A 25,335-nucleotide genomic window follows, 5' to 3' on the forward strand; every position below is an offset into this window, starting at 1 on the left:
CGATGAATATCGGGCTCATTTTCGCCGGCGGAGTCGGCTCCAGGATGCACAGCAAGGAATTGCCCAAGCAGTTCCTGCGCATCCATGACAGGCCCATCATGGTCCACACCATCGAGCATTTCGAGCGGAATCCCGAAATCGACGCCGTGGTCGTGGTCTGCGTCGCCGAATGGATGGACTACTTTGGCAAGCTGGTCGAACAGTACCACCTGACCAAGGTGAGGAAGGTCGTTCCGGGCGGAAAGACCGGCCAGCTTTCCATCTACAACGGGCTTGTCGCCGCAAAGGAAGTCGCCGGAAACGAGAAGAGCATCGTGCTCATCCACGACGGCGTGCGACCGCTCATCAACAGCGAACTCCTGACAAAGAACATCGAATGCGTGAAGAAATACGGGACCTCCATCACGAGCGGAATCGTGAAGGAAACCATCGTGGAAATCGACGACGAGGGAGCCATCAAGCTGGTGCCCGACCGTGCGCATTCCAGGGTAGCTAAGGCGCCGCAGTGTTTCTGGCTCGACGACATTCTCGGAGCGCATCAGAAGGCTCTCGCCGAAGGGCGAGAGGACTTTATCGATTCGTGTACCATGATGCAGCACTACGGATTCAAGCTCCACATGACCGACGGCCCGTACGAGAACATCAAGATTACGACCCCGGACGATTTCTACACGATGCGCGCAATCCTCCAGGTCAAGGAAGACGCCCAGATTTACGGAATCGAGTAAATGTCCCTCAAGGCTATCCGCAATAGCGTCAGGAGCTCCAACTTTCCCCTGATAAAAGGACTGCTAGGGCTCCGCAAGTCCATCCACCACGCAGCGGACAGAATCTCGCTTACGACATCCGGCATTGTCTATTACCTCTGCAGGCTGCTCCCGCTCCAGGACAAGATTGTCGGCTCCACTTTCTGGGGGCGAAAGTACGGCGACAACACGCAGTTCGTGCTCGAAGAACTGCACCGGATTAACCCCGGCGTAAAGATTGTCTGGATTCGCAATTTCAAGTACAAGTACGACATACCGCAATACATGCGCGCCGTTTCGCACTTCGCTCACTGGCGCACCGCCTATGAATACGCGACGGCCAAAGTCTGGCTCGACACGCACCGGTTCCCGGGCAACGCCCGCAAGCGCAAGGGGCAGCTGGTTATCGAGACATGGCACGGCGGGCTCGGCATCAAGAAACTCGACCTCGACGTGCCCAAGTTCCGCGAGATGAAGCGAGTCGTTCGCGAGGTCAACAGGACATCGGCACTGGCCGACCTGTTCATTTCCAACTCCACGCACCTCACGAAGATCTACCGCAGCGCATTCAACTATCGCGGGAAAATCTGGAGGGCGGGATACCCAAAAAACGACGCCCTGTTCCAGGAACGCGGGCCATTCCGAAAGAAGATCCGCGACCTCTACGGCATCCCGCAAGACACGAGAATCCTGCTGTACGCCCCCACGTTCCGCGACAGCTTCAACGAGGCAGGTTTTGACCGGGGGCCATTCGACATCCATTTCGACAAGCTGCAAGGCGCGCTCCAGGAACGGTTCGGCGGCGAATGGAAAATACTTGTCCGCTGGCATCCGGTCATGGCGAACAGCATGAAGGATGTCGCCGAGATATACGGCAGCTCGGTTATCGACGCGACACGCTACCCCGACATGCAGGAACTCATCATGGCGACCGACGCGATGCTCTCGGACTACTCCAGCGGCATATTCGACGCAGCGATGCTTGCAATGCCGTGCTTCATGTTCGCGACCGACTTCGAGGATTACAGGCAGGACCGCGGCGTGTATTACGAACTTGAGGACCTTCCCTTCCCCTGCGGCAGGAACAACGATGAGCTTTTGGAACGTGTGCGGAACTTCAACGCAGAAGAATACAACGCCACATGGAAGGCCTTTACGGAAAGGGTCGGCCTGCACGAGACAGGGCATGCCGCAAAGGATATCGCGACCGTAATCAACGAATTCATCAAGGGGAATTCTGCGCCCCTGAACGAAATTCAGAATGACGAAATTCCGGGAGGCGGCAATGGCTAAGGTCGCCATCTACACGGTTCTCACCGGCGGATACGACACGCTCGAACAGCCCAAGGTCATCGACGAGCGCTTCGACTACTTCTGCTTCTCGAACGACATCGAGAAGGATACCATCGGAATCTGGAAGGTTCGCAAGTTCGAAGGCGAATTTCCCTCGAAACAGATCGAGTCGCGCTACCCGAAGATGCACCCGTACACAGTGCTGTCCGATTACGAATACAGCGTCTACATGGACGCGAACATCCGCATCGAGACTGCCGACTTCTACAATGCCGTGATGCAGAAGATCGATGCAGGCGTAGAACTTTCGGGCGTGAAGCACCCGTTCAGGAACTGCTGCTACGTCGAAGGCTATGTGGTATTCACCTACGGGCTCGACAAGTTTTCGACCATCGTGAAGGAGATGCGATTCATCCGCAAGGAAGGCCTGCCCAGGCGCTTCGGCATGTTCGAGGCGAACATCATCTTGCGCAGGCACGACAGCGAAAAGGTACGCAGGCAATGCGACATGTGGTGGAAGATGATAAACACGTATTCGCGCCGCGACCAGCTTTCGTACCCCTACACGCTCTGGAAATCGGGAATAGCGTTCGACTACCTGCTCCCCGAAAACGAGAACGCGCGCAACTGCCCGTGGCTCTACATGGAACAGCACAAGCGCGAAAAGAACATCTGGGGAAAAAGTCTGAACCGTATCGGGCGATTTGTCTACCGCAAGCTGGTCGGGTTCGGGAAGTAGGGGTTAGCGTCTCTTGGGCGGGAGCGTAATCATGTCGCCCCATTTCAAATCCGCTTCTTTCAGGAAAGTCGTATCGTACCCGCTATCCGGGAAAAACGTGATTTCTCCAAAATAGACTTTCCCGGAAACACAATACAAATCTATTCGCGAAAACGGGAGACCTTTTGAAAGTTTCGCAGCGATACCGAACATCTCGTCAATGCAGGGCGGCTTCGGAATCGTGAAGTCATCGGGCAAGTTTTGCGTTTCGATATTCGGCTTCAGGAATTTCCAGTCGCGGTCGAAAAAGTAGAACTTGACATCGTGCAGGTGACGATCTACGCAGACCATCACGCAATCAACGCGTCCGTCAAAGCAGAAAAACTTGTAATCCGGAAGCCCTCCCAGAAGGTCGTCTTCCATAAATTGTTCTGCAATAATACGAGGGCGAATATTCCTATAGGGCCACTCACGCCAACGGTAGTAATAGTTCCGTGCGAGGCTCTTCCCAATCTTTTCTCGGGCAGCATCCTTGTCGAGTTCATCCTTGTTGCGGCAGATGACAAGGCCGCCAGAATCATGTGTACACTTCAAGACAAATTCTTTCGGCAGTCTACCGAAATCGATATCGTCGAACTTATCCCATACGCCGAGAAGCGGAATGAGGTAGTCCTCGCCAATGGTCTTCTTGACGTATTCGCGGACTCCGTACTTGTCCACCATTTCCGTATATTGCGGATTTTTGTTGTAGAACTTGAGCCACTGCAGTTTTTCGTTGAGCGTCCGCGGATTCTTCCAATTCAGCTTGTAGCCCATCTTTATGCGGAACATCCAGGACAGGAACAGCTTATCCGGCAGCCAATGGAGCCTGTCTTCCTTGACCATTTTCAGGAACTTGCGGTCAAGACGCTTTCGTATCTTTTCAACTAGGGAGGACATTGCCGAACCGTATTACACCCGTTCCAGTTTCATGCTTTCAATGGTGCGCCGGAACATCTCTTCCAGGCCGAATTCCGCCTTCCAGCCGAGACCTTCGAGCTTCGTGGTATCGAGACAGATTTTCACCACGGGATTGTAGCCGAGCTTTGTGGCGTCTTCGGCGATGTCGAACACGACCTTGCTCCTGCCGCCCGAGAACTTGTCGCACACGAGATGCGCCATGTCGGCAATGGAAATCGCGGTATCCTTGTTCGCGACGTTGTAGGCCTCCCCGACCGTACCCTTCACGAGCACGAGTAGGAGCGCCGTCACCGCGTCCGCCGTGTAGCAATAGTTACGGAGCGTCTCGCCCTTCGTCTTGAGGACGATATCGGTTCCTTCGATGGCACTGCGGGCAAACTGTGCGAACACGCGCCCGTCCGCATACGCAACCCCCGCACCGAATGTCTGCGAAAGGCGCACGACCTTTATAGGCACGCCGTATTCCGAGGCGTAAGAGGCGCAGAGGCATTCTACCATGCGCTTGCCTTCGGAGTAGCAACTGCGGACCTTCATCGAGTCGATGTAGCCAGCCTCGGATTCTTGCATCTTCACGTGGCCTTCGGCCGGGACGCCATAGACTTCGAGCGAAGAGAGGTAGAGGAATCCCTTCACCTTGCTGCGGCGTGCAAGTTCCAACACGTTGCGCGTGCCGTCGATTGCCGTCGCGATGGTTTCCACGGGGTTCGTCACGAAATACTTCGAGCTTGTCGCGCTCGCCGTATGGATGACATAGTCGACATCGCCGGCGCCTTCAATGGGCGCGGTCACATCGCCTTCGACAATCTCGAATCCGGGCCTGCCAAGAAGGCTCCCGAATATGCGTTCGGCCTTTTCCCTGTTGCGGGCGAGAGCCTTGATCCTGATATCCTGATTGAACAGCCTGTTGCGGCAGGCAAGAGCCTTTACGACCAGGGAGCCGATGAGGCCGGTAGCGCCCGTCACGAAGACGGAGCATCCGCCAAGTTTGTCCCACGGGATGCACGCAGAATTCGCGATGCGTTCTACATCTCCCTGCAAGAAACTGTCCCGAGAAGATTCAATTCCTGTCATAAGCTATCGGCCCACCTGCTTTATTTCAAAAGGACAATATAGCATTTATCCCCCGTTTACAAGTGCCCTGCGGACACGGAAAATTCTATTATTATATGCAATGGGTTCGAAGAAACGATTTGCCATCAACGGCTTTGCGCAAGTGTTTGCCTTCCTGGTGAGCATCGGCATCACGTTTTTCCTGACCCCCTACATTGTCGCCCGCCTGGGTGCCGCCGCATACGGTTTTGTGGGCCTCGCGAGCAACTTCGTGAGCTACGCGCAGATTATCACGATCGCGCTCAACTCGATGGCGGGGCGCTTTATCACCATAAGCGTACATAAGAACCAGATCGAGGACGCGCGCAAGTACTTCAGTTCGGTTTTCTTCTCGAACATCATCCTCGTCCTGTTCATCAACTGCATCGCCATAGGCGTCCTCTACAAGCTCGAATACATCGTCAAGATTCCGGAAGAACTTATCGGGGATGTCAAGCTGCTCTTCGGTTGCATTTTCCTGAACTTCTTCATCAGCCTGATCTTCAACGTCTATAGCGTAAGCACCTTCATCCGTAACCGCCTCGATCTCTCTTCTACCAGGTCGATTGTCGCCCACGCCCTGAAGGCCCTGTTGCTCATCGCGCTCTTCTACTTCTTCGACCCTGCGGTATGGTTCATCGGCCTAGCAACCGTCATCAGCACAGTCTATACCATCGGCACAAACATCATGTTCAAGCGGAAGCTCACTCCGGAGCTCCGGATTTCGTTCAAGTACTTCGACGCAAAGTCCATCAAGGAACTGCTTTCGGCAGGCGTCTGGAACATTGTATCGAAATTCAACACGATTCTCGGCACCGGTTTCAACCTGCTTCTCGCGAACCTCTTTATCGGTGCAGGCCCCATGGGGATCCTCTCCATCACGCGCCGCATCCCGGAGCTCACGCTCACGTTCTACGAACGCATCAACTCCATCTTTGCACCGCCCTGGACCAAGCTCTATGCCGAAGGCAACACGAAGGAACTGCACAGCGGCATTATCTCCTCACTCCGCTTTTTCGGCATCATCAGCATCATCCCCACGGCGTTCATTTTCGTGTTCAGCGATCACTTCTACCAGCTATGGATGCCCACGCAGGACGCGCACCTGCTCTATATCTTGACAGTTGGCGCCTGTGTCGACCTACCGATTGCGATGCCCCTGCAGCCTATCTACAACATCTACCCCATTGTAAACAGGATTAGGGCAAATTCGCTGTTCGGGCTCGGGCTCTTTTCGCTCACCTTCGTAGTCGTGGTCATCGGTCTGAACGTTACGGAAGGCGAGACGACACACCTGATGATTATCGCCTGCACAAGCGCCGTATTCAACGCCATCAAGGCACTCACGTTCCTGCCGCTCTACGGAGCACACTGCGTGGGGCTCAAGGCACGCCTGCTCTACGCCTGCACCATACGCAGCCTCATCGCGTTCGCCGTCACGCTCGCTCCGCTGTTCTACATCAAGCAGTTCATCACGGACCCGAGCTGGGCAATGCTCTGCGTAAGCGGGCTTGCCTGCTGCGTGGTGGGCGGCGCGTTCGGCTACCTGATTATCCTCGACGGGGATTCGCGCAAGGAAACTCGCAAGATTGCAGGCAAGCTAATCGCGAAGATTACGCACAGGAACTAGTACAGGAAAGTGCGGGATTCCGCCTCGCAGAAAAGCGCCGGAATCAGGACTGCGGCTATTCTTCGGGCATCAGCAAATTCTGGTCGAGAACCCACATCCAGGCATCCGCCGCATCCAGGAGGCTGTCCGCAGAGACCTTCACATCGAGAGGGCATTTTTCTTCAGCGACAAAACCGCCCACCGTCTCGGTCGTATCCCAATCGACGGCACGGCTCTGCCTGCGCGCATGCGAGAAAGAAGCGTTCCCCGCGCGGGCAAATACCGCCACGGAATCCCCGCGCATCACGGCGTCGGAATGCCGGAACGAGAACACCCTCCGGTGCGATTCGCCAAAGAGGTTCTCCCCGACGAAGTGGTTTGTCGCCCGCAGCCCCAGCTGTGACAATATGGTGGGCGCATAGTCTACGTGCGAACGCGGTTCCAAAACCAGGCTGTCGGCAGGGATCCCGGCGCCCGCCCAGATGAACGTGGTCCACGTGTAGGTGCTGTTCGCCTCCCCGAGTTCATCCTGCTTTTTCTGGGCCTTCGCATTGGCGATGGAGTGGTCGCCCGTAACGACAATGATTGTCTCGTTCGCGCGCGGGCCATTCCGCACTGCATCCAGCACAATCCCGATGGCACTGTCTAGGTAGGCGACGGCCTGGGCGTAGCGTTGGTCGGATGTCGCAGCCGGCTCCGCATAGGATTTCGGCACCGTGAAGGGAGTGTGCGTCACGAAGTTTATCCACTCGAAGTAGAGAGGCTTATCCTTGGGGCGACCCGCATAGACTTCCCTGAACCTCTCTGCAAGCGGAATATCCGCAGACCTTTTCGGGTCGTATTCGGCAAAATCGAACCACTTGCTAAACCAGGGCGTAAAGTTGTCGAAGCTGGGCTCGGCGGCGGTAAGGACGACACGGTAGTAGCCCGCCTCGCCTAAGATATCGGGCAGGGAGCGGGTTCGCGTATTCATGAGGCTGCTCAGGAACACCTTGCTCGGATGGCTCCAAATTCCAAGCTGCAGGCCAAGCATACCTTCGGTCGAAGGGTAGCCTACGCTGTAGGTATAGGGGAACGTCGTGCCAGCCTTGCCAAGGGCGCAAAGGTTCGGCATGCGTTCGCAGTTCTGGCCAATGCGGAAGTCTCCCACCCAGCCGCGGAAGCTTTCCAGGGAAAGGAGAATCACATCCTTCTTCTGGTCGAGCGGACGGTTCCTGAATTCTTCCATCAGGGAATCCTCATTTTCAACTGGATGGTAGAAAGGGTATTCCGATTCTGGGTTCCCGCCCAGCATCGAGATTCCCTGCTCAAGGCGCTGCGGGCGGACGCTGTGTTCGCGCTGGTAGATGTACTCGTCCAGGATTGTCAGGTACGTGGGCTCGATAGTCTGCCAGCGGATGCGGCAGGGCTTGTAGTAGTGGTGCGCATTCCCGCTCGCGACGGCAATTACCACAAGGACGCCCGCAAGCACGCAGGTCACCCACAGGGAAAGCGGACGCTGGCGCAACTTTGCAAGCATCACGAAAAACAATGCACCCGCAAGCAGCACCAGGAACACGGACAGCAGGAAGTTCGGGAGCCCGTCGAGCGCAACGTTCGACGCCATCGTCGGATCCAGGCGGAAGACCGAATACGTGGAAAGGAAGGACATGGTCAGGTGCTGCCCCATCCAGCGCATGATCTGGTCGTCGATGGCGCATATGACCAGATGGAACCAGGTGAGCGCGGCCACCAGCACGCACACCCATCTTGCGGCCTTTCCCTTCAGAAGCGTAGCCAGGGAGAATAGCGCTCCCAGAAATGCGAACGCGGCGATGTTCACGATGGTCGCACATATAATCCCGTTCACGGGACGTTCGATAAAGCTTCCGCCCGACGGCGTCTCGGTAAAATACAGTTGCAGAATTTGCAGGAACCTTATCCCGAAGGCAATCAGGATAAACAGGACAGGCTTGCTAAAAAGAAAATTCTTCACCACAGCAAAGATAGTTTTTTCCAAAGCAGGAACTGCGGCTGCACAATAATTTATACATTGTACCTACAAACAGGAATTCCGCATGATATCCGTCGCGATGGCAACATACAACGGCGAGCGCTACATTCGACAGCAGCTCGACTCCATCCTGAACCAGAACGTTCAGGATTTTGAAATCGTAGTATGCGACGACTGTTCCACCGACGGCACGTGGGACATCCTTCAGGAATACCAGTCCAAATTTCCGTCCATTCGATGTTTCAGGAACGAGAAGAATCTCGGGTTCAAGGCGAACTTCGAGAAGGCCATGCGCCTCTGCGAAGGCGAATTCGTCGCGCTCTCCGACCAGGACGACATCTGGAAAGAAGACCACCTAAAAACTCTCGCGGAAACAATCGGCGACCGCGACATCGCCTGCGGAGATGCGGAACTCATTGACGGCGAAGGCAAGCTTCTCGGGGCAAAGCTCAGCGAAGTAGATTTTCTCTACCATTGCCCGAAGGACTACCGCAAGATTCCGCTCCGCATCTTCTACAACAACGGATGCTTCCAGGGCGCATCGATGCTCATCCGGAAATCGCTGCTGGATGTTGCGCTCCCGCTCCCCGAAGGAATCGACTATCACGACACGTGGCTCACCGTCATCGCCTGCTATAGCAAGGGTTTCGCCTTCACGCCGCAGGTCATTACGCAGCACCGCCGCCACGACATGAACGCATCGCGCCGCACGCACTGGCCGACCTATCTCGGGTTCATCCACTTCAAGCGCAACCCCGTCCGTCCGGACAGGCTCTGCATCGCCGAATCCGTCAAGACAAGGCTACAGGGCAAACTCAACCGTTCGCAGTTGCAGCAGCTGGACCACCTGAGCGTCTACTACAAAAACCGCAAGTCAAAATTCGGGAAGTTCAAGAACCTCGTCTTCCGATTCCTGAACTACGGTTCCATCTACACGACGCATACCAAGTTCTATATCGAGTGGTAACCGGGCCCTGCGCCAACCCGATTCCATTCTTAGCGCACTTCTATTTCAATCATGACCGGATGATGGTCCGACGGGAACCGGTAATTCTCGCCGTCGAAATACGTCTCGCGCAAGATTCCGTAACGCAGGATATCGACCCCGCCGCGACAGAACATGTGGTCGAGCGTTTCCTCGCTGTGCCTATCCGTACGGAACTTCGTGAAGGAGCCCTCGGGAATAGATACTACAGGAGATGTTTCCAGCGCTTCGCGGAAAAGCGAATCCTCCTTCAGAATCTGGATAGGTTTCCTTCCCGGCTTGATGTTCAAATCCCCCATAAAGATTGTCGGTGCGTCGCCCGCAATGCGCGGGACAAGGTTTCTTGCCATGCGGGCACTCTCCATCCTCGCCGTATCGCCCTTGTTGTCCCAGTGCGTATTGAACACGAACAGTTCCTTGCGGGTCTCCTTATCGACCAGGCGGGCCCAGTTGCAATAGCGCGGGTGTTTCGAGTCCCAATCCTTCACGCCGGGAACCATCGAACGCGAATACCAGAACACCCCGTTGTCGAGAAGCTCAAGGCGGTCCTTGCGAAACGCGATAGGGTTGCCTTCCGTACTGCGGTCGAGCACCCATTCATATTCCGGCAGCAGGTTCTCGAGCATGGTCCTCTGCGTGGAATCCACCTCCTGCATGCCCACCACGTCGAAATTCCTGAACCGCACGACCTTCGCGATTTCGGGGGCACGCTTGCTCCAGGCATCACCCCGAAGCGAATCCTTGACATCGACGCAGCGGATGTTCCATGTCGCGACAAGGAACGGTTCCGCACGGGATACCGTCACCAAAAACAGAACAGCTAGCAAGGCAAGCGCTTTCAACGACTTCATACGGCAATATTAGTTTTTTCAGACCTCTTTTTTTTATCTTTTAGACAGAAATGAGATTCGTATTTCTAGGTCTGATGCTTGTCCTTGTCTTCGGCAAGGTCCGCTACCTCCAGGACGCCTTGGGTTTTGGAGGCGAAGTGGTCAATATCCCGCCTAAAATCATTCTCATCGTCATTCTCTTCGGCATTTTCCTGCGCGCCATCCACGGCAAGCGACTTATCAACTTCTCTCTGACAGAAAAACTCATGTTCGTGGCTTTCGGGCTATTTATCGCCTGCGGATCCCTGAGTTCCGTTTTCTCCGACGAGCACATGAAACTCTACCCGCAAATCATGGACGTCGTGAACTACAGTTCGTTCATTCTGGGGTTCTACGGTACCATCTGCTATTTCCAGGACACGCCGAAGGAGCGGCTGAAGGAATGGCTCGAGCCGACGATATTCTTCGTCAAGGGGCTGACCGTCGCAACTCTGCTATTCTGGTTCCTCGAACAGGCTTTCGGGCTCGGGATGACCTCGCACGACGCAGCGCACCGTCTCTTTCCGCCCTACGAATTCATTTACTACCACGGCACCTACCTCATCACCGTCGTCGCCTTCTCGTTTCTGCTTCTCTACAAGGAACGCAATCTCTACACGTTCATCCTCTGCGCGCTCTGCCTGCTTTCGGCCAGAGACCGCGGCTACATGTTCCTGCTGCTGTTCATCGCCTTTGCGATCGTTTACCGGAGCAACACCTTCAACATAAAGCTGTTCATCCCGTTGCTATTCCTCATCGGGATCATTGCCGGCGCGATTTCCTACCAGAAGATTCTCTACTACACCGACGACGACTCCATCCGCGCCACGTTCTACGTGGTGGCAACAATGCTCGCGCTCAAATACAACCCCCTGGGAGCCGGATGGTGCACCATCGGAACCTGGAACGCCTACCGCTATAACTCGCCCGTCTTCAGCGACTACTACTATTATTTTCTCTGGGCCGACGAGCGCGATTCCGTCTATGGCGACTCCGGCTTTTCTTCGATTATAGGCCAGACAGGTTTTGCAGGCACCATCTGCTACCTGCTCTTCATGATACTCCTGTTCTTTGCCATCTCGCAGAAGTTTACCGGCAACACGAAGCTCCGAATGGTCGTCAGCTGCTGGCTCATCTTCAACATCGTGAGTTTCTTCATCAGCGATTCGATGGTATCGAACTTCTCCATCATCAGCTCGTTCTTCATGGGAATTCTCTACCTTAGCCAGAAAGAGGACCCGGACGAACCGAAAGCCCCGGCGCAAGGTGACGACGGCAAAACTGTGCCGGAACTGGAGAACATGGCAGAAGGCGAAAGCGCCTCCGACGAAAACTAGACTACTTTTCCCACACGAGCAACCCGTGCGTACGGCGTTTCTCTTCGGGAGGCAACTTCATGTAGTCGCCATACAAATTGTGCAAATACTTGTCGTAGGCGACGGGCGCGTTATACATCTTGCCCTCGAACTCCACCTTCACGGCAGATTCCAGGTCGGCGCGTTCCATACGCTCGTGCGGGCCGTAGCCCCAGTTGATGCCGCCGAGATAGCGTCCCTTCTCGTAGCGCCGTATCTTGCTGATGCGGTCGATGCATGCCGACGCGAAATCGTTCACGCGCTCGGGAGAGATGTGCAGCACCTTGAGAATCGGGAGCGCAATCTTTCCGAACAACCCAGTGCGCGGGCGGAAACCGAAATACACGCCCTTGCGCAAAAAGAGTGTCACCTTGTAATGCAACCTGTTGAGGAAATTGTTCTCGAACAGGCTGTCAATCGCAAATACATCAATCCAGAGCGCCGTGCGGGAACGGTTGTTCTTCTCGCACGCCTCCGTGTTCGCGTTCACGACCTTCAAGAACGGCTTGTGCGACTTCCCGTTCTTGTAGAAATGGATTTCAAACGGAGCATCCATCGTCAGGTTCTGGATTTTCTCGAAGTCCGGGCGGGGCATGAACACGTCGATGTCGTCGTCCCACGGGATAAAGCCCTTGTGACGAATTGCACCGAGCAGCGTGCCTCCGCAGAGGTAATACTGCAGGCCGTTCTTTTCGCAGGTATCGACAAAAGCATCCAGGATTTCTATCTGCTTCTGCCTAATTTCATCACCCGATAATTCACGCATAGTTACTTCTCGAATGTTGACTTCTGGGGCAGGATCTGCTCGAACGCGGCGACAAGTTTTTTCTGGATGTTCTCGAACACGTCCAGGTTCTCGTTTTCGTCCTCGTTAATGCAAATCGCCTTGTACTTCCTTTCGCAAATCGCCTTCGCGATATCGCCCGCATCGTCGACATCCAGGTCGAAGCGCTGCCGCACCGAATGCATGTTCACAGGTGCAAAACGTCCCTGGGCGATCTGCCAGTACCTGAACAGGTACTGGTTCACGTTGAAGAACGACCTGAACTTGCAGGCACATGTCGCATCGAGAACCTCGGGTTCCTTTTCCCAGAGATCCACGAATGTGCTCTTCAAAAACGACTGCGCCGTATGCGTCCGCTTGAAACCCGAGAAAACGGGCGACGCCATCGTGTAGAGGGTATAGAGATTGTTCTTCAGGCCGTAAGCGGGATGAAAGAACTTGAACGGATGCTTGCGAACAGACTTCTTCTTCGAAAAATTCCTGTTCAGCACACCCATGTTGTGACCGTCGATGGACTTGGAAATATTGTAACGCTTGGGCAGCAGGAACTGCATGGAGGCTTCATCGCAAGGCAGGCCGTTTCTGAAAAAATCCGTCGGCTTCGCCGGAGCGACAAGGAACATGTCGTCGTTGAAATAGACGAACTCTTCCGAAAGATCCTTTATCCTGTGCAGGTTGAGCTCAATCGTGTGCGAATTGAATGTCGGCAGGTATTTCGCCGGAATATACTCCGAATGCCTGACAAAGTTGATCTTGGGGTGATCCAGGTTTAGCCACGCGGGCGTGTGTCCGCACGTCACGAAATGGACCTTGTCCACCCAAGGGGCAAACTGTTCCACGCCCCGGAACCAGTACTTGAGCAGGCCCCAGTCCCTAAAGCGCGCCGCGGCATTGTCGACAGGCGTGCCGGAATACTTGGCCTTTTCCTTCAGCCACTCCTCGTCACCGCCGTCAACCCAAATCAGGACAAAATCCATCAGATGAATCCCTTCTTCTGTAGGTCGGCAAAGGCGGCGAGCAGGCAATCGTAATCCTTCTCCGTCAGGCACCCGATATGGCCGACGCGGAAAACCTTTTCCTTCAGGTCGCCGCCGTTGGGGCAAATCCAGATTCCATACTCGTCCTTCAGTTTCAGGAACAGGTCGTTCGCCGAAACCGTCGTCGGACAGAGCGCCGTCACCGCGTTGGAGGGGGAACAAGAAAATTCCTTGAACGGGAACGCCTTGATTCGGTCCCTGAAGTACCGAGCAAGATGCACCGTACGGGCAATTTCAGTTTCGACACCGCCTGCGGCATCGATTTCCTTAAGTCGCGCGTTTATCTGCAACAGTGTCCCGACAGCGGGCGTCCACGGGGTCTGACCGCGTTCCGCGTTCCTGAGCGCAATCTGCAAGTCGAGATACTGGCAGACGCACTTTGTCTTCGACACGCGTTCAAGCGCCCGCGGCGAAAGCACCATGACGGAGATTCCCGGCGGGCAGGCAAGCGCCTTCTGCGAACCCGTAATCATAATATCGGCGCCCAATGCCCCCATATCGAACGGATCGGTCAAGAAAGAGCTGATGCAGTCCACAATCAGAAACAAACCGTTCCTCTTGCAGAACGCACTTATCATGTCCATGTCGTACAGGATGCCCGTCGACGTCTCGTGCATGTTGACGACGAACGCCGTGAAGCCCTTGTTCTCGAACGGTGCCAGATGATTCGCGGCAAGCGGAGTCCCGGCCTCCAGCGCAATCTCCTCGAACGGCACCTGGTGCAGCTGGAGCAATTCCACGAAGCGGTGGCCGAAGCTTCCGCCATTAACAACGAGCACCTTGTCCGCAGAGGCAAGCGTATTCATGATGGACGCTTCCATCGAGGCCGAACCCGAACCCGTGATGAATACGACCCGGGAGCCTTCCGGAGCCTTCGCGAATTTTTTGACCAAGGCTTCGTTCTCGAACATGACATCGGAAAACTCGGCCGTCCTGAAATAGGGAACCTGATGGGAGCCAATCTCCCTTACGGTTTCGCTCGACTGCACCGGACCTACTGTAAAATTGAGCATCCGTCAAATCTCCGTAAAGTTTTTCCTGTCGGAAAACTGCTCCATGACTTCCGCCATGGCGATACTTTCCCTGCGACGCAGGCGAGCCGAAGAGAAACGCCTGTTCACGATACAGCTGACAAATTCCTGAATTTCGTAGCGGAGCCCGAAGCCATCCCACTTGTAGAAGAACTTCTTGTTATCGTTCTGGTCTTCGTAGCGGAGCTCGAAATAGTCCGTCTTCCACCAGGGAGCCGGCACATAGGCGTAGCCCTTCGTTCCCGAAATCACCAGGTTGCCTTCGGTTTTGACGCCAAGCCCGACCTTGAAGGAGCACACCGCCTTCGGGTACCTAAAAATTCCGTGCGTATAGACGTCAATCCCGTTCTCGATGCGGGAAAACAGGCGCAGTTCCTCGTAATCGATTCCCATCAGCTTGAAAATGGGGAGCAGCGGGTAGCTGCCTTCCTCGTACAGGGAACCGCCCGCCTGCTTGCTGTCAAATTCGCGACCGCTCTTGTCGAGCAACTGCGAAAGCGAGGCCTCGATATCCACCACGTCGCCAATCAGCCCGGATTTGATCATTACCATCAGGTGGTTGAACGCCGGGCAGTGCGCCGTCTTGTTCGCTTCCATCAGCACGAGGCTATGTTCCTCGGCGTACTTGTAGAGTTCCTTCGCCTCGTCCTTCTTCAGGACCATCGGGGTCTCGCAGAGTACGTGTTTCCCCGCTTCCAGCGCCTTCTTGATGCATTCATAGTGCGAAAGGTGCGGAGTCGCGATATATACGGCGGAAACCCTGGAAAGCAATTCGTCGTAAGACTTGCAGCAAGCGCCATCGGCCAAGTGGTTCTTGCAGAATTCCCTCGCGACTTCGATATCGGCATCGTATGCGGCAACGACGCGCACGCCATTCACCACGTCGGCTTCCTGCGGGAAGCGCTGGGCAACACGGCCGCAGCCAACAATGCCGACAGGCACCGTTTCCTGGTCCTGGTCGCGCAGCTGCGTCGAGGAAATGCCTTCCGTGCGGGGCAGGTACACGACATCGCAGAATTCATTGAGGTAATCGAACTTGCCTTCCCAATCGGAACCTATCGCGAAGATATCGACATCGTATTTCTGGATATCGTCAATTTTCTGCCCGACATAGTCCTCGATAATCACCAGGTCGGCAAAGCCCGTAGCACGCACGGCTTCGACGCGTTCGAGCACGTTGTTGCGGACATTCAGCTTTCCGCGTTCGCGGTCGAAATTGTCGTTGGTAACCCCGACAATCAGGTAGTCACCGAGTTCCTTCGCCCTACGCAACAGGTTGATATGCCCCTGGTGCAGCAAATCGAATGTGCCGTATGTGATGACCTTCTTCATTCTTCGTCCCGCCAGTACATGGAAACAATGTGGTCATGCCGTTTGTCTTCGGGCGGCAGCGTTTTCCAGTCCCCGTAAAGCGACGTGAGGTATTCCTCGGGCATGGCCACTCCATAAAACTGAGTATCTTCGAACTTGTAGAGTCTGGGTTCGCCCATGTATTCCCTGGGCATCGTTTCGGCCTTCGCGGTCCCGCCGTATGTATTCGCGATGAGGTCGCCCTTCTTTTCTACCAGGTGGCGCTCGATGAAATTGTAAATCATGTCCCTGCTGACAAAGAAGAACACCGTCTTGATTAAATAGGCAAGAATCTTCTTCGAAAGCGAGCGATTCCTCGCGCTCAGCACCCTGTAGCCGCGCATCTTCAAGATAAAATCCTTGATGCGCCCGCGCGTCTTGCTCGTCGCAGGGTCGAGCTGGAAGATGTCGATATCGACACCGTAATCGCGTTCCTGTCCGTCCGTCCAGCGATACACATGCAGGGTTCGCTCGTCGGAAATTTTCAGGAAGCCGGTGACGGACGCGGTATCCTTGCGGGTGAGCATCCTGTAGGGCGCGGGCAGCCGCTCGGGCAGAATCTTCAGCAGGCGTTCGAAATCCTTCCTGGACACGGCGAAATCCATATCGTCATCCCAGGGGATAAAGCCGCCGTGACGGATGGATCCGAGCATCGTTCCGCCCACCATGTAGTAGGGGATATTCTCTTCTACGCAAATCTGGTGGAAGACCTTGGCTATACCCAGCAAGACTCCCTGAAGTTCCTTCACGGACTTGATCGGCCTGAGTTTTTCGACATCTATGTTGCTGGTTTCTTTTTTCATCGGGCTTCCATCTAGTACCATAGAAATATAAAAACTATTTCAACTGCGCATACACCGATTCGAGTCCCTGCAAAACTATTCCACCCGCAAATCGTTCCGTACAATCCTTCCAGGCGGCCTTACCCATCTGCATGCGCAGAGCGCGGTCATTCACAAGTCGCTCCAGCGCGTTCTGCAACGCCGGCAGGTCACCCGCCTCGAACAATATGCCGTCTTCGCCGTTGCGCACCACGTAGGGAACGCCGCCGGAGAATGTCGAAATCACGGGCAGGCCCTGGCCCATCGCTTCCACAAGGCTCATGCCGAAAGTCTCGGAATACGAAGGCAGGGCGAGCAGGTCGTAACCGCGAATCATCTCCAGGTAATCGCCACGGCTCACCCAGCCCGAAACAGAAATTTTCTTGCCGCAATCCGCAAATTCCGCATTGTCGCGTTCGGCAATCTGCTTTACCTTCTCGACTTCGCCGTCACCGAACAGGCACAGTTCCGCGGGAACATTGAAATTCGCATTCTTAAATGCGGCAAGCAAGTCGTAGACCCCCTTGCGGTGGCCGTAGCGGCCCGCAAAGAGGATGCGGACCGGAGAGCCTTCGGGGCGTTCCAAGTTTGCGGGAGCATCCGCCAGCGTATCGCATGGATTCGGGACGACACTGTAGCGGCAAATTCCCTTGCCGACAAATTCATCCAAAAATTCCTGCATGTCGGGTGTAATGCAGATGACCATCGCGGAATGCCTGAAGTAACTACGGATAAAACCCTTCACTATCGAAGGCGCCGTCGAGCACATCCTCTTGAACTGGCTTCCGTGAATGTGCGCGATGTAGCGTTTGCCGCGCAGGCGGAGGCAGAGGCTAATCAGGTACTTGCGAAAAAAGCTCCCATTGAACGACGTATGTATCTGGACAAGCGGAGCCTTCGGCGGGCACAGCAAAAGTTTTATGCAAAGCAAGGCGAACATCGGGAGCGACTTCACGAACGAACCATTGTAGCTCGCGATGAAGTTCTTGCGCGGAAGCCCGAACAGTTTCGTATAGCTCACCAGCACGGAGCTGATGCCGCCCTGCACGTCGAGCGCAGGACCTATGTGACAAATACGTTCAATCATCCGAGCACCTTAATCCTGGTCACGAATTCCATTTCGCCTTCGCAGTCGGCTTTTGCATATAGGTATTTCGTCGGGACCTTTTCGCCAAAGTGTTCCGAATACCAGCCGTCTTCGCGGACGGCGTATGCGAGTTTTCCATCAAGCACAATCGAAACGCGGCGGCTCCCCGGCACGGAGACCTCGGCGACCGTCCCGCGCAAATCTACAACGGCGGCCGGATGCAGGTGGAACGAGATTTCGAGAGTCGCCGACTTTGCGCAGCGCAGCTTATCCGTGATAACAAATTCATCCGCATCTCGATTGAATTCTACACGGCGCGTATGCGAAACGCCCTCGGCCCTGTAACCGTCGTGGGTCGCCTCGACAAAGCCCTTCGCCTCGTCGTAGCTTAGCACCGTCGCCTTGTAATGGTTGAGCCACATCGTGGGGCCCGCCTGCTCGGCCTGGTTCTTGCCGTTCACGCAAACCGTGTTGTGTGCAAGCGTGCTCACGAAATAGGCGCGCAGTTCCTTGTGCGTGTGGTAGGTGAACGTACCGGGGTCAACGATGACGGGGTTTCCATCCACATGCAGAATAAACGAAAGCGCATCCGCATGGCCATGCGCCGCAATGCTCAGGAACCCGAGCGGGGCGGCATCGAAATGCAGGTAGGTTTCGCGGCCCTCATTTTTCCTGAATATAAAATGCCCGCTCCCTGCAAAGAACCTGTTGCCATCCGCAAGCGGGGTCACCTGCAAGGCGTCAAACTTCTCGCGGCCCGCACTGCCGAACAGGGCCTCGTTTTTCTCGTCCCATACGAGGCCCGCACGCTTGAACGAGGAATCGCCGAAGTATGTCGCAAACGAGACGAGCAGCGACTTGAAGTTGTTGAAATGCCCGCCCGCATCGGGGCGCAGCACGAACCCGTCGTCGCCGTCACCGTACATAGGGTAATTGAAATTCACGTCGAGCATGGCATTCATGTAATTTGCCATGGCGTGCAGGCGTTCCTTGTATGTGGCAGAGAACGGATGCCCCGTCGCATCGCCCACCACAGCGGCAATCAAGAAGAAGTCGTCGATAAACTGGATGTATTCCGCAGCCTCCTCGCGGTTCACGCCCTCCGGCGTATTCTGCTTGAGAATTTCGCGTTCGAGCCCCGCCTTCGCATATTTCAGGCGCGCATTGCGGTGCGGGATATTCCACACGCAGGCCGCGACGAACAGGCCCGCATATTCCGAAATCAGGTGGTTATTCGCCGAGGAACAGAGCGACGGATGCCTGTAGGAATATTCCGCATGTTCACAGATCATCGGCCACCACGCTTCCGTTACGAACTCCTCAACGGCGCTATTTATTTTGCGCAGGTTATCAATATCCAGCACCTGCCAGCAAAAAGCCCAGCAGATAAGCCGCAGGTTCACCTCGATATTGCTGTACCAGTTCACGCCCACCATGTAAGGGTTCGCATTGCGCCACATTCCCAGATGGTGGCAGAACAGCACGAGATGTTTTAGGTCACCGCCCGACTTGTAAAGCCCAGCAAGGTAGAGCAGGAACTGCATGCGATTCACTTCCCACACGTGCTTGGCACTCCCGTAGCGGTCACTGCGGATGTCTATCTTGTGGGCAAATGTCTGCGGGAACCGTTTCCCTGTCGAAAGATCAAGATGCCAGTCGATTTCCTTGAAAATATCGAGTTTCTGGTCAAAAACCGGATAATAGCAGTGCGCGTCAGGATTCTTCACGATTTCGGAATCGGGAATCGACAACTGGGTGCCAGAACCATCCTGCCTTAAATTGTCCAAAATATGGGTCCGGACGCGTTGGCGAACCCGAAAAAAAACTTCGCCCGCAGAAAATGTCCGCAGCCGCTTTAAATACCACGATAGACTCACAGGATAAATATATATTATTACAACGAAGAAGGATGTTCGTATGAACCGTTTCCTAGCAATATACCTGAGCTCCCTGTTGCTCCTCGCATGCAGCAACAGCACGCAAGAATATTTGGAAGAAGGCTGCGCATCCGAAGCCCTGGAAGGAACAACGGACACTCCCGAAATGGACGGTATGATTCTCGTCCATGCAGGCACGGCAACGCTCGGCAGCAACGATTCCAAATACAGGACATCGGAGCGCCCAGCCATGAAGGTCATCCTCGACTACGATTTCTATCTCGGGAAGCACGAAGTCACTTGCGGGGAATACAGCGAAATCGCAACGAAAATGAGTCTCAAGGATTTTGGCAATTGCGACGGCGACAGCCTCCCGCTCGCCGACATCACCTACTACGACGCGGCGCTCTTCGCAAACGCCAAGGGCAAACTCGAGAATCGCGACACCGCCTACACCTACAGCAAGGCGGCCTTCGACAGCGAAGGCCACTGCACCTATCTGGAAAGCTTCGTGTTCCACCCCAAGGCCAAAGCCTACCGCCTGCCGACCGAGGCGGAATGGGTTCTCGCCGCATCGCAGGGATGGAATCCCGAAAGCAAAAGCTGGAACGCGGACAATTCCGGATTCCGCACGCACGACGTCTGCAGCATCGGCAAGGACACGCTCGGTTTCTGCGACCTTGCGGGCAACGTGAAGGAATGGGTCAACGACTGGGCCGGAAGTTTCCGCGACACGACCGTCACGAACTACCTGGGCGCTCCCGACGGCGGCGACCTCGGCGAACGCGTGCTGAAGGGTGGCTACTTCTCGGACCGCGCATCCGAACTGAATATCGTCGCACGCGGGGACGAATACACCGTAGAGGCGTCATCGCACGCCGACCGCATCGGCTTCAGGCTTGCTTTCGGCGCCATCCCGAATCCCGTATGGCTCGACGCGAGCGGCAACGTGAAAGGAAGCATCGTCACGCCGCTTTCCAACGTGGCCACGCTGAAATCCTACACCGGAACCTACAACATGCGGCTCGCCTTCCGCAACGATGTCAGCGGGAACCTCGCCTACATCGACTACGGCGAAGGCAATCTATCCGTGACCGAAATCGACGACACCCTGGAAGTCTACCACCCCGACATTTCCCCCGACGGCAAGCTCGTGGCGTTCTGCACCAAGCCCGAGGGCGTCTCGGGAAAATCATCGCTCTACGTGCGCGACCTCAACGCCGAAGGCACGAACCTCAAAAAGCTCGACGTTGAAAGCGCAGCCATCCCGCGATGGCGCGTGCTCAGGAACAGCGACACCGTGATTGTCTACGTAACCGACGCAGGCAACAACAAGGACGAAGCCGCCTTCAAGAACTCATCCACCTGGCAGGTAAAATTTGCAGGAGGCAAGTTCGGCACTCCGGAAAAGCTCTTCGACGGAGCGTTCCACGGCGGCATCAGCGAAGACAACATGCTCGCCGTAACGGGAGCGCGTCTGCTCCGCGCACGCATCGCCGATTCCGCCTCCACGCTTACGGGCAAGGCGGCAAACACCATCTGGTACGACACGGCCCAGGCCTGCAACGCATCGCTCGCCCAGGACGGCAGCAAACGCACGCTCTTCCTCGACTTCGGCGGAAAGCCCGGCAGGACATTCGCCGGCGAAAACTATGCCACGCACGAGCGCATTCTCATCGCCGACAGCAACGGCAAACTGCAGCAGACCATCAAGGCGCCCGCGGGTTTCACCTTCGATCACAGCGAATGGGCCAGCGACGGCGAAACCTCGAATATCGTCGCCACCATCACGAATACGGACGGCGCGCATACGAAAATCGTACTCGCAAGCCCATCCGACAGCAGCACCATCGAACTTGCCGAAGGCGATGAACTCTGGCACCCGTGTCTTTGGGTCGAGCGCAAAGTAAAAGGTCCAGCAGGCAGCGAAGATTCCTCGCAAACAACCGAAACTCCCGAAGCGGGAATCGACTTCGAACTCGATCCGGACAGCGCAGGAATATACTACACCGTCGGAGGAAGCGAAGACGCCGAAAAGTTTAGGTACAAAATGCAACTCCTGTGGCAATACAGAGATTCAGCCACCGTCGTCATCCTCGGTTCTTCCCGGACATTTCACTCGGTGATCCCCGAACTAATCCGAAAACCGCATTTCGCCTTGAACATGGCAAACGACCACAACACGCTCATAGGCTCGTTCTTCCTCTTCAAGAACTACGTATTGCCGCATTTCTCGAATCTCAAGTGTATCGTCGTCGAAGCCGGCATGGACAGGCTCAAATACCTCGACAGTTTCTGGGATTCGGAAGCATGGACCTATCCCGGATGGGTCTATGACCAGAGTCACGATTATTGGAAAGACGGCATCCCCCAAAAAATGCTAAAGGCAACAGAACAGTCCCTAGGAAAATCCAAGACAATGAAAGAGACGATTCTCCAGACAAGAGGCTACAAATCACAAAAAAACCGCGGATGGGGCGATTCCATCCCGTCCGTCAATGGCGACAGCAGTTGGCACGTCAACGACCCGACACCTTTCAACGAGAACCTCGAACTGCTCAAAGAAATTGCACGCCTTACAGCCGACAAAGGAATCCGTGTCATCATCCTGGAGCCACCGCAGAGTCCGTCATTTCGAAATACCGGGGCATACGGCAAGAACGGAATACTTAGAAGCGAAGCCCCCGCATTGCTAGAATCAATCCAAAACATTTCGCAGGACTATCCCCACGTCGTATTCATGGACGAAAACAAGATGGGCGAACACGACTATACGGACGACATGGCCTATGACAGGGACCATCTAGGATCCCTAGGCGCCGAAAAAATTTCCCGCCGTCTAGATTCTCTCATCCAGACGCTGGACATCGACTTTTCAAGCAAAGAGTAAAACTACAGCCCGAGCAGCTTCTTGTAGGCCCCGATCAGCTTCGGCTTCTCGTAATCCCAGCTGAGTTCGTTCACCACGCGCTCGCGGCCAAACTTGCCCATCTCGGAAGCCTTCTCCGGATTTTCGAGCAGCCACAGGATCTTTTCGGCAAAGTCGTCCGTGTCAGTATTCTTCGCATAGAGCGAGGCTTCCTGGGCACTGAACTTCCCTTCCTTGAGCGTGAACTGCACGATGGGCTTCCCGAACGCCATGTATTCCATGATCTTGTTCATGGTGGACTTGTCGTTCATTTCGGATGGCAAGTCGGGATTCACGCAAACATCGGCGGTATTGAGCACATCGGCCAGATATTCGTCCGACACACGCCCCGGGAACTCCACATAGTCCGTAAGCCCCATCTTCTCGTTCATCTCGCGCAACTCGTCAAGCGCGGGGCCTCCGCCCATGATGCAGAAGCGGATATCCTTGCGGCCCTTCCTGTTCACGATGTAGTCGACGGATTGCAGCAACAGGTCGATACCTTCCTGCTTGCCCATCACGCCAATATAGCCCACCAAGTGCTTGAAGCCCTTCTTGACTTCGGGTTTCGCCGGGCCCACCTTCAGCTTCGAGATGTTCGGGCCGCTACGCACGATGGTCACATCCTCTTCGCGCTTGTGCCCGCGGCGCATGGCGATTTCCTTGTAGGATTCGTTCGTCACGATGGCATGCCTTGCAAAGTGGTACGTGAGGCGTTCCACCAAAAGCATCGCCTTGTAGCCCAGCCCCTTCCTGCCGAATTTCGCAATCCAGAGTTCCGGGTTGATGTCGTGGTGGTCGAAAAGGAACCGGCAGCGCGTAAAGAAGAAGAACGGGGCCGCCGCAATGAAAATCAGGTCGGGCGGGTTGCAGGCATGGATCACGTCCTGCACGCCCTGCTTGCGGAACACCTTGAACAGGAGGCGGGTTTCGTGATAGAGCGCCCCGAGGTATTCCTTGATATACTCGATGGAACGGTTCGCCTCCGGCAACGGATGACGATAAATCCTGATGCCTTCGAGTTCCTCGTATTCGAGCGGGTAGGTCTTCGTCTGAGGGCAGATGACCGTCACTTCGGCACCCGCCTCTTTCAGGGCGAGCGACTCCTGCCACACGCGGCGGTCAAACGGAACGGGTAGGTTTTCGACAACGATACAGACTTTTTTATTCGCAAGTTCCATGACACTATTACCAGCAGAATCCTTCGTAGTTCGGGAGCGTTTCCACGGACGAATCCTTCAAGCGGACCAAATCCAGGAAATGGATTTCCGGATACTTGCGGATCAAATCTGGTATTTCGGGATTCTTGACTGTCACGATCACGAGAGAGACCTTGCTCACCACCGATTCTACGTCCTTGTCCAGAAGCGGAAGCAAATGCGGAATGCGATGGTTCAGTTCCTTCAAATTCGTTTCCTTCTCGCGCGCGATATTCAAGTAGCGGTCATAGATGCGGAGCGCACAGCCCTTGCCGAGCACCGCTTCTGCCAGGCGTATGGCGGCCGAATTGCGGAGGTCATCGGTCCCTGCCTTGAAGGTGAGACCCACGATACCCACGGAGCGCACGCCAATCTGCTGCACGCGTTCCAGCACGCGCTGGATGTGGAGGTTGTTGCTGTTCTCGATAGAACCGAGGATAGGCACTTCCACCTGGTTCGATTCGGCAAGGAAGTTCAGTCCGCGCAAATCCTTCGGAAGGCACGAGCCGCCATAGGCGAAGCCCGGCTTGAAGTAGTACGGAGAGATATTGAGCTGCGTATCCTTGCAGAACAGGTCCATCACCTGGTGGCTGTCGATATCGAGCTTCTTGCAGATAGCGCCAATCTCGTTACCGAAAGCGACCTTGAGCGCATGGTAGGAATTGTTGACAAACTTGATGATCTCGGCGACCTTCGGGTCGACTTCCACGATCTCGCTGCCGAGGCCGGAATAGAGTTCCTTGAGCTTGTTGAGGGCGCGACGGTGAAGACTGCCGATAACCGTGAGGGGCGGGTTCAAGAAGTCCGCGACGGCCATGCCTTCGCGCAGGAACTCCGGGTTGGAGACGACCGTAAAGTTGATGCCGTCACGCTTGCCCGAAACCTTCTCGATAATCTCGCTCACCATGGCGTTCGTTCCGGGAGGGACCGTACTGCGGATAACCACGATATGGAACGTCGACTTGGAGCGGATCGCGTTCGCAATGGAACGAACCGCCGAAACAAGGAACGACGTATCCAGGCGGCCATCCGAAGCATTCGGAGTGCCGACACAAAGGAACGAGATTTCGGACTTGAGCACGGCTTCCTCGGCAGAAGACGTCGCCGAGATGAGTCCGGCCTTGAAGCCTTCCATCATCACTTCGTCGATATCGCGTTCGACAATCGTCGGAAGTCCCATGGCGATTCGCGAGACCTTGTTGAAGTCCACGTCACAGCCAATGACGCGATGGCCGAGCTTGGCCAAACAGGCAATACCTACGCATCCAACGTATCCCAACCCAAAAACACTAATAGAAGCCATACCAGTCGTCCCGGTTAAAAACTATTCCGCCTTGCCCTTGCCGATGCTGGACACTTCAAAGCCGATCTTGCGGAGGGCGTCGGCATCCAGGATATTGCGGCCGTCAAACACGAAAGCGGGCTTCGCCATGCCCTTGTAGATGCGGTTCCAGTCAAGTTCGGCAAAGCACTTCCATTCGGTGCACACAACCACGGCGTGTGCGCCCTCGGCAGCCTTGTAGGGGTCTTCCTCGAACTCAACCTGTTCAATCACGTCCTTCAGGTCGCGCTTCGCATCGGGAATAGCCTTCGGGTCGGTCACGACCGGCTGTGCATGTTCGGC

General features: G+C 55.4%; 21 protein-coding genes. 7 read left to right on the plus strand and 14 right to left on the minus strand.

The features are described 5' to 3' along the window. The first annotated feature begins 2 nt into the window (after positions 1–2). The 3 genes from B2310_RS03355 to B2310_RS03365 are packed head-to-tail and all read left to right on the plus strand — an operon-like array spanning position 3 to position 2,778. Complete coding sequence (locus B2310_RS03355; protein WP_173366360.1) at positions 3–728, plus strand: IspD/TarI family cytidylyltransferase; 726 nt, start codon at positions 3–5, stop codon at positions 726–728. Next, a complete protein-coding gene (locus B2310_RS03360) occupies positions 729–2,039 on the plus strand; it encodes a CDP-glycerol glycerophosphotransferase family protein (RefSeq protein WP_290728668.1) in 1,311 nt (436 codons plus the stop codon). Beyond that, positions 2,032–2,778 (plus strand): glycosyltransferase domain-containing protein, encoded by a 747-nt coding sequence (locus B2310_RS03365; RefSeq protein ID WP_290728670.1) that lies wholly within the window; start codon positions 2,032–2,034, stop codon positions 2,776–2,778. Before B2310_RS03360 ends, B2310_RS03365 begins: the two co-directional genes overlap by 8 nt. Positions 2,779–2,781: 3 nt before the next feature. Here B2310_RS03365 and B2310_RS03370 read toward each other — a convergent pair whose 3' ends face one another. Together B2310_RS03370 and B2310_RS03375 are read right to left on the minus strand one after the other, a co-directional pair. Then, a complete protein-coding gene (locus tag B2310_RS03370) occupies positions 2,782–3,696 on the minus strand; it encodes an ATP-grasp fold amidoligase family protein (protein ID WP_290728672.1) in 915 nt (304 codons plus the stop codon). Between the two features lie 12 nt (positions 3,697–3,708). Next, complete coding sequence (locus B2310_RS03375; RefSeq protein WP_290728674.1) at positions 3,709–4,788, minus strand: NAD-dependent epimerase/dehydratase family protein; 1,080 nt, start codon at positions 4,786–4,788, stop codon at positions 3,709–3,711. 100 nt (positions 4,789–4,888) lie between these two features. Between B2310_RS03375 and B2310_RS03380 the strand changes: the two genes are divergently transcribed. Continuing rightward, positions 4,889–6,436, plus strand: a complete 1,548-nt coding sequence (locus B2310_RS03380) for a lipopolysaccharide biosynthesis protein (RefSeq protein ID WP_290728676.1) — start codon at positions 4,889–4,891, stop codon at positions 6,434–6,436. 55 nt (positions 6,437–6,491) lie between these two features. Here B2310_RS03380 and B2310_RS03385 read toward each other — a convergent pair whose 3' ends face one another. After that, entirely contained in the window at positions 6,492–8,390 is a 1,899-nt protein-coding gene (locus tag B2310_RS03385) for an LTA synthase family protein (protein WP_290728678.1), read from the minus strand. Between the two features lie 82 nt (positions 8,391–8,472). Here B2310_RS03385 and B2310_RS03390 point away from each other — a divergent pair, with 82 nt between their 5' ends. After that, the gene (locus B2310_RS03390; protein WP_290728679.1) at positions 8,473–9,375 is read left to right on the plus strand and encodes a glycosyltransferase family 2 protein; all 903 of its coding nucleotides are present in this window, start codon (positions 8,473–8,475) and stop codon (positions 9,373–9,375) included. 29 nt (positions 9,376–9,404) lie between these two features. Here B2310_RS03390 and B2310_RS03395 read toward each other — a convergent pair whose 3' ends face one another. Continuing rightward, positions 9,405–10,244 carry an endonuclease/exonuclease/phosphatase family protein gene (locus B2310_RS03395; protein WP_290728681.1) on the minus strand — a complete coding sequence of 280 codons (840 nt, stop codon included), beginning with the start codon at positions 10,242–10,244 and terminating at the stop codon, positions 9,405–9,407. Positions 10,245–10,294: 50 nt separating this feature from the next. Between B2310_RS03395 and B2310_RS03400 the strand changes: the two genes are divergently transcribed. Continuing rightward, a complete protein-coding gene (locus B2310_RS03400; protein ID WP_290728683.1) occupies positions 10,295–11,599 on the plus strand; it encodes a hypothetical protein in 1,305 nt (434 codons plus the stop codon). A 1-nt stretch (position 11,600) separates the two neighbouring features. Here B2310_RS03400 and B2310_RS03405 read toward each other — a convergent pair whose 3' ends face one another. The 7 genes from B2310_RS03405 to B2310_RS03440 are packed head-to-tail and all read right to left on the minus strand — an operon-like array spanning position 11,601 to position 19,763. After that, the gene (locus B2310_RS03405) at positions 11,601–12,383 is read right to left on the minus strand and encodes a LicD family protein (RefSeq protein WP_290724828.1); all 783 of its coding nucleotides are present in this window, start codon (positions 12,381–12,383) and stop codon (positions 11,601–11,603) included. 2 nt (positions 12,384–12,385) lie between these two features. Further along, the gene (locus tag B2310_RS03410; RefSeq protein WP_290728685.1) at positions 12,386–13,378 is read right to left on the minus strand and encodes a stealth family protein; all 993 of its coding nucleotides are present in this window, start codon (positions 13,376–13,378) and stop codon (positions 12,386–12,388) included. After that, a complete protein-coding gene (locus B2310_RS03415) occupies positions 13,378–14,451 on the minus strand; it encodes a pyridoxal-phosphate-dependent aminotransferase family protein (RefSeq protein WP_290728687.1) in 1,074 nt (357 codons plus the stop codon). The genes B2310_RS03410 and B2310_RS03415 overlap by 1 nt, the downstream gene beginning before the upstream one ends. A gap of 3 nt (positions 14,452–14,454) precedes the next feature. After that, entirely contained in the window at positions 14,455–15,801 is a 1,347-nt protein-coding gene (locus B2310_RS03420) for a Gfo/Idh/MocA family oxidoreductase (protein ID WP_349678231.1), read from the minus strand. Beyond that, the gene (locus B2310_RS03430; protein ID WP_290728689.1) at positions 15,798–16,622 is read right to left on the minus strand and encodes a LicD family protein; all 825 of its coding nucleotides are present in this window, start codon (positions 16,620–16,622) and stop codon (positions 15,798–15,800) included. The genes B2310_RS03420 and B2310_RS03430 overlap by 4 nt, the downstream gene beginning before the upstream one ends. A gap of 34 nt (positions 16,623–16,656) precedes the next feature. Beyond that, on the minus strand, positions 16,657–17,727 hold the full coding sequence (locus B2310_RS03435; protein WP_290728691.1) for a glycosyltransferase family 4 protein: 1,071 nt from the start codon (positions 17,725–17,727) through the stop codon (positions 16,657–16,659). Continuing rightward, on the minus strand, positions 17,724–19,763 hold the full coding sequence (locus tag B2310_RS03440; RefSeq protein WP_290728692.1) for a heparinase II/III family protein: 2,040 nt from the start codon (positions 19,761–19,763) through the stop codon (positions 17,724–17,726). Before B2310_RS03440 ends, B2310_RS03435 begins: the two co-directional genes overlap by 4 nt. Here B2310_RS03440 and B2310_RS03445 point away from each other — a divergent pair. Continuing rightward, complete coding sequence (locus B2310_RS03445) at positions 19,645–22,494, plus strand: TIGR02171 family lipoprotein (protein WP_290728694.1); 2,850 nt, start codon at positions 19,645–19,647, stop codon at positions 22,492–22,494. The two genes, B2310_RS03440 and B2310_RS03445, sit on opposite strands and share 119 nt — an antisense overlap. A gap of 2 nt (positions 22,495–22,496) precedes the next feature. On the opposite strand, the gene B2310_RS03450 is transcribed toward B2310_RS03445, so the two are convergent. The 3 genes from B2310_RS03450 to B2310_RS03460 all read right to left on the minus strand — a co-directional run. Beyond that, entirely contained in the window at positions 22,497–23,693 is a 1,197-nt protein-coding gene (locus tag B2310_RS03450) for a glycosyltransferase family 4 protein (RefSeq protein ID WP_290728696.1), read from the minus strand. A gap of 7 nt (positions 23,694–23,700) precedes the next feature. After that, a complete protein-coding gene (locus B2310_RS03455; protein ID WP_173380866.1) occupies positions 23,701–25,014 on the minus strand; it encodes a nucleotide sugar dehydrogenase in 1,314 nt (437 codons plus the stop codon). 21 nt (positions 25,015–25,035) lie between these two features. Beyond that, a partial coding sequence (locus B2310_RS03460; RefSeq protein WP_290728698.1) for a UDP binding domain-containing protein occupies positions 25,036–25,335 on the minus strand: 300 nt, incomplete at its 5' end.

The sequence above is a fragment of the Fibrobacter sp. UBA3629 genome (genome assembly GCF_002374005.1).
Classification (GTDB): Bacteria; Fibrobacterota; Fibrobacteria; order Fibrobacterales; family Fibrobacteraceae; genus Fibrobacter.

Bases quoted from the DNA above. Each gene is read 5' to 3' on its own strand.
- B2310_RS03390 (WP_290728679.1), top strand. From the start codon at position 8,473: ATGATATCCGTCGCGATGGCAACATACAACGGCGAGCGCTACATTCGA.
- B2310_RS03445 (WP_290728694.1), top strand. From the start codon at position 19,645: ATGAACCGTTTCCTAGCAATATACCTGAGCTCCCTGTTGCTCCTCGCA.
- B2310_RS03360 (WP_290728668.1), top strand. From the start codon at position 729: ATGTCCCTCAAGGCTATCCGCAATAGCGTCAGGAGCTCCAACTTTCCC.
- B2310_RS03415 (WP_290728687.1), bottom strand. From the start codon at position 14,451: ATGCTCAATTTTACAGTAGGTCCGGTGCAGTCGAGCGAAACCGTAAGG.
- B2310_RS03370 (WP_290728672.1), bottom strand. From the start codon at position 3,696: ATGTCCTCCCTAGTTGAAAAGATACGAAAGCGTCTTGACCGCAAGTTC.
- B2310_RS03395 (WP_290728681.1), bottom strand. From the start codon at position 10,244: ATGAAGTCGTTGAAAGCGCTTGCCTTGCTAGCTGTTCTGTTTTTGGTG.
- B2310_RS03405 (WP_290724828.1), bottom strand. From the start codon at position 12,383: ATGCGTGAATTATCGGGTGATGAAATTAGGCAGAAGCAGATAGAAATC.
- B2310_RS03430 (WP_290728689.1), bottom strand. From the start codon at position 16,622: ATGAAAAAAGAAACCAGCAACATAGATGTCGAAAAACTCAGGCCGATC.
- B2310_RS03435 (WP_290728691.1), bottom strand. From the start codon at position 17,727: ATGATTGAACGTATTTGTCACATAGGTCCTGCGCTCGACGTGCAGGGC.
- B2310_RS03365 (WP_290728670.1), top strand. From the start codon at position 2,032: ATGGCTAAGGTCGCCATCTACACGGTTCTCACCGGCGGATACGACACG.
- B2310_RS03400 (WP_290728683.1), top strand. From the start codon at position 10,295: ATGAGATTCGTATTTCTAGGTCTGATGCTTGTCCTTGTCTTCGGCAAG.
- B2310_RS03355 (WP_173366360.1), top strand. From the start codon at position 3: ATGAATATCGGGCTCATTTTCGCCGGCGGAGTCGGCTCCAGGATGCAC.
- B2310_RS03450 (WP_290728696.1), bottom strand. From the start codon at position 23,693: ATGGAACTTGCGAATAAAAAAGTCTGTATCGTTGTCGAAAACCTACCC.
- B2310_RS03380 (WP_290728676.1), top strand. From the start codon at position 4,889: ATGGGTTCGAAGAAACGATTTGCCATCAACGGCTTTGCGCAAGTGTTT.
- B2310_RS03410 (WP_290728685.1), bottom strand. From the start codon at position 13,378: ATGGATTTTGTCCTGATTTGGGTTGACGGCGGTGACGAGGAGTGGCTG.
- B2310_RS03455 (WP_173380866.1), bottom strand. From the start codon at position 25,014: ATGGCTTCTATTAGTGTTTTTGGGTTGGGATACGTTGGATGCGTAGGT.
- B2310_RS03420 (WP_349678231.1), bottom strand. From the start codon at position 15,801: ATGAAGAAGGTCATCACATACGGCACATTCGATTTGCTGCACCAGGGG.
- B2310_RS03375 (WP_290728674.1), bottom strand. From the start codon at position 4,788: ATGACAGGAATTGAATCTTCTCGGGACAGTTTCTTGCAGGGAGATGTA.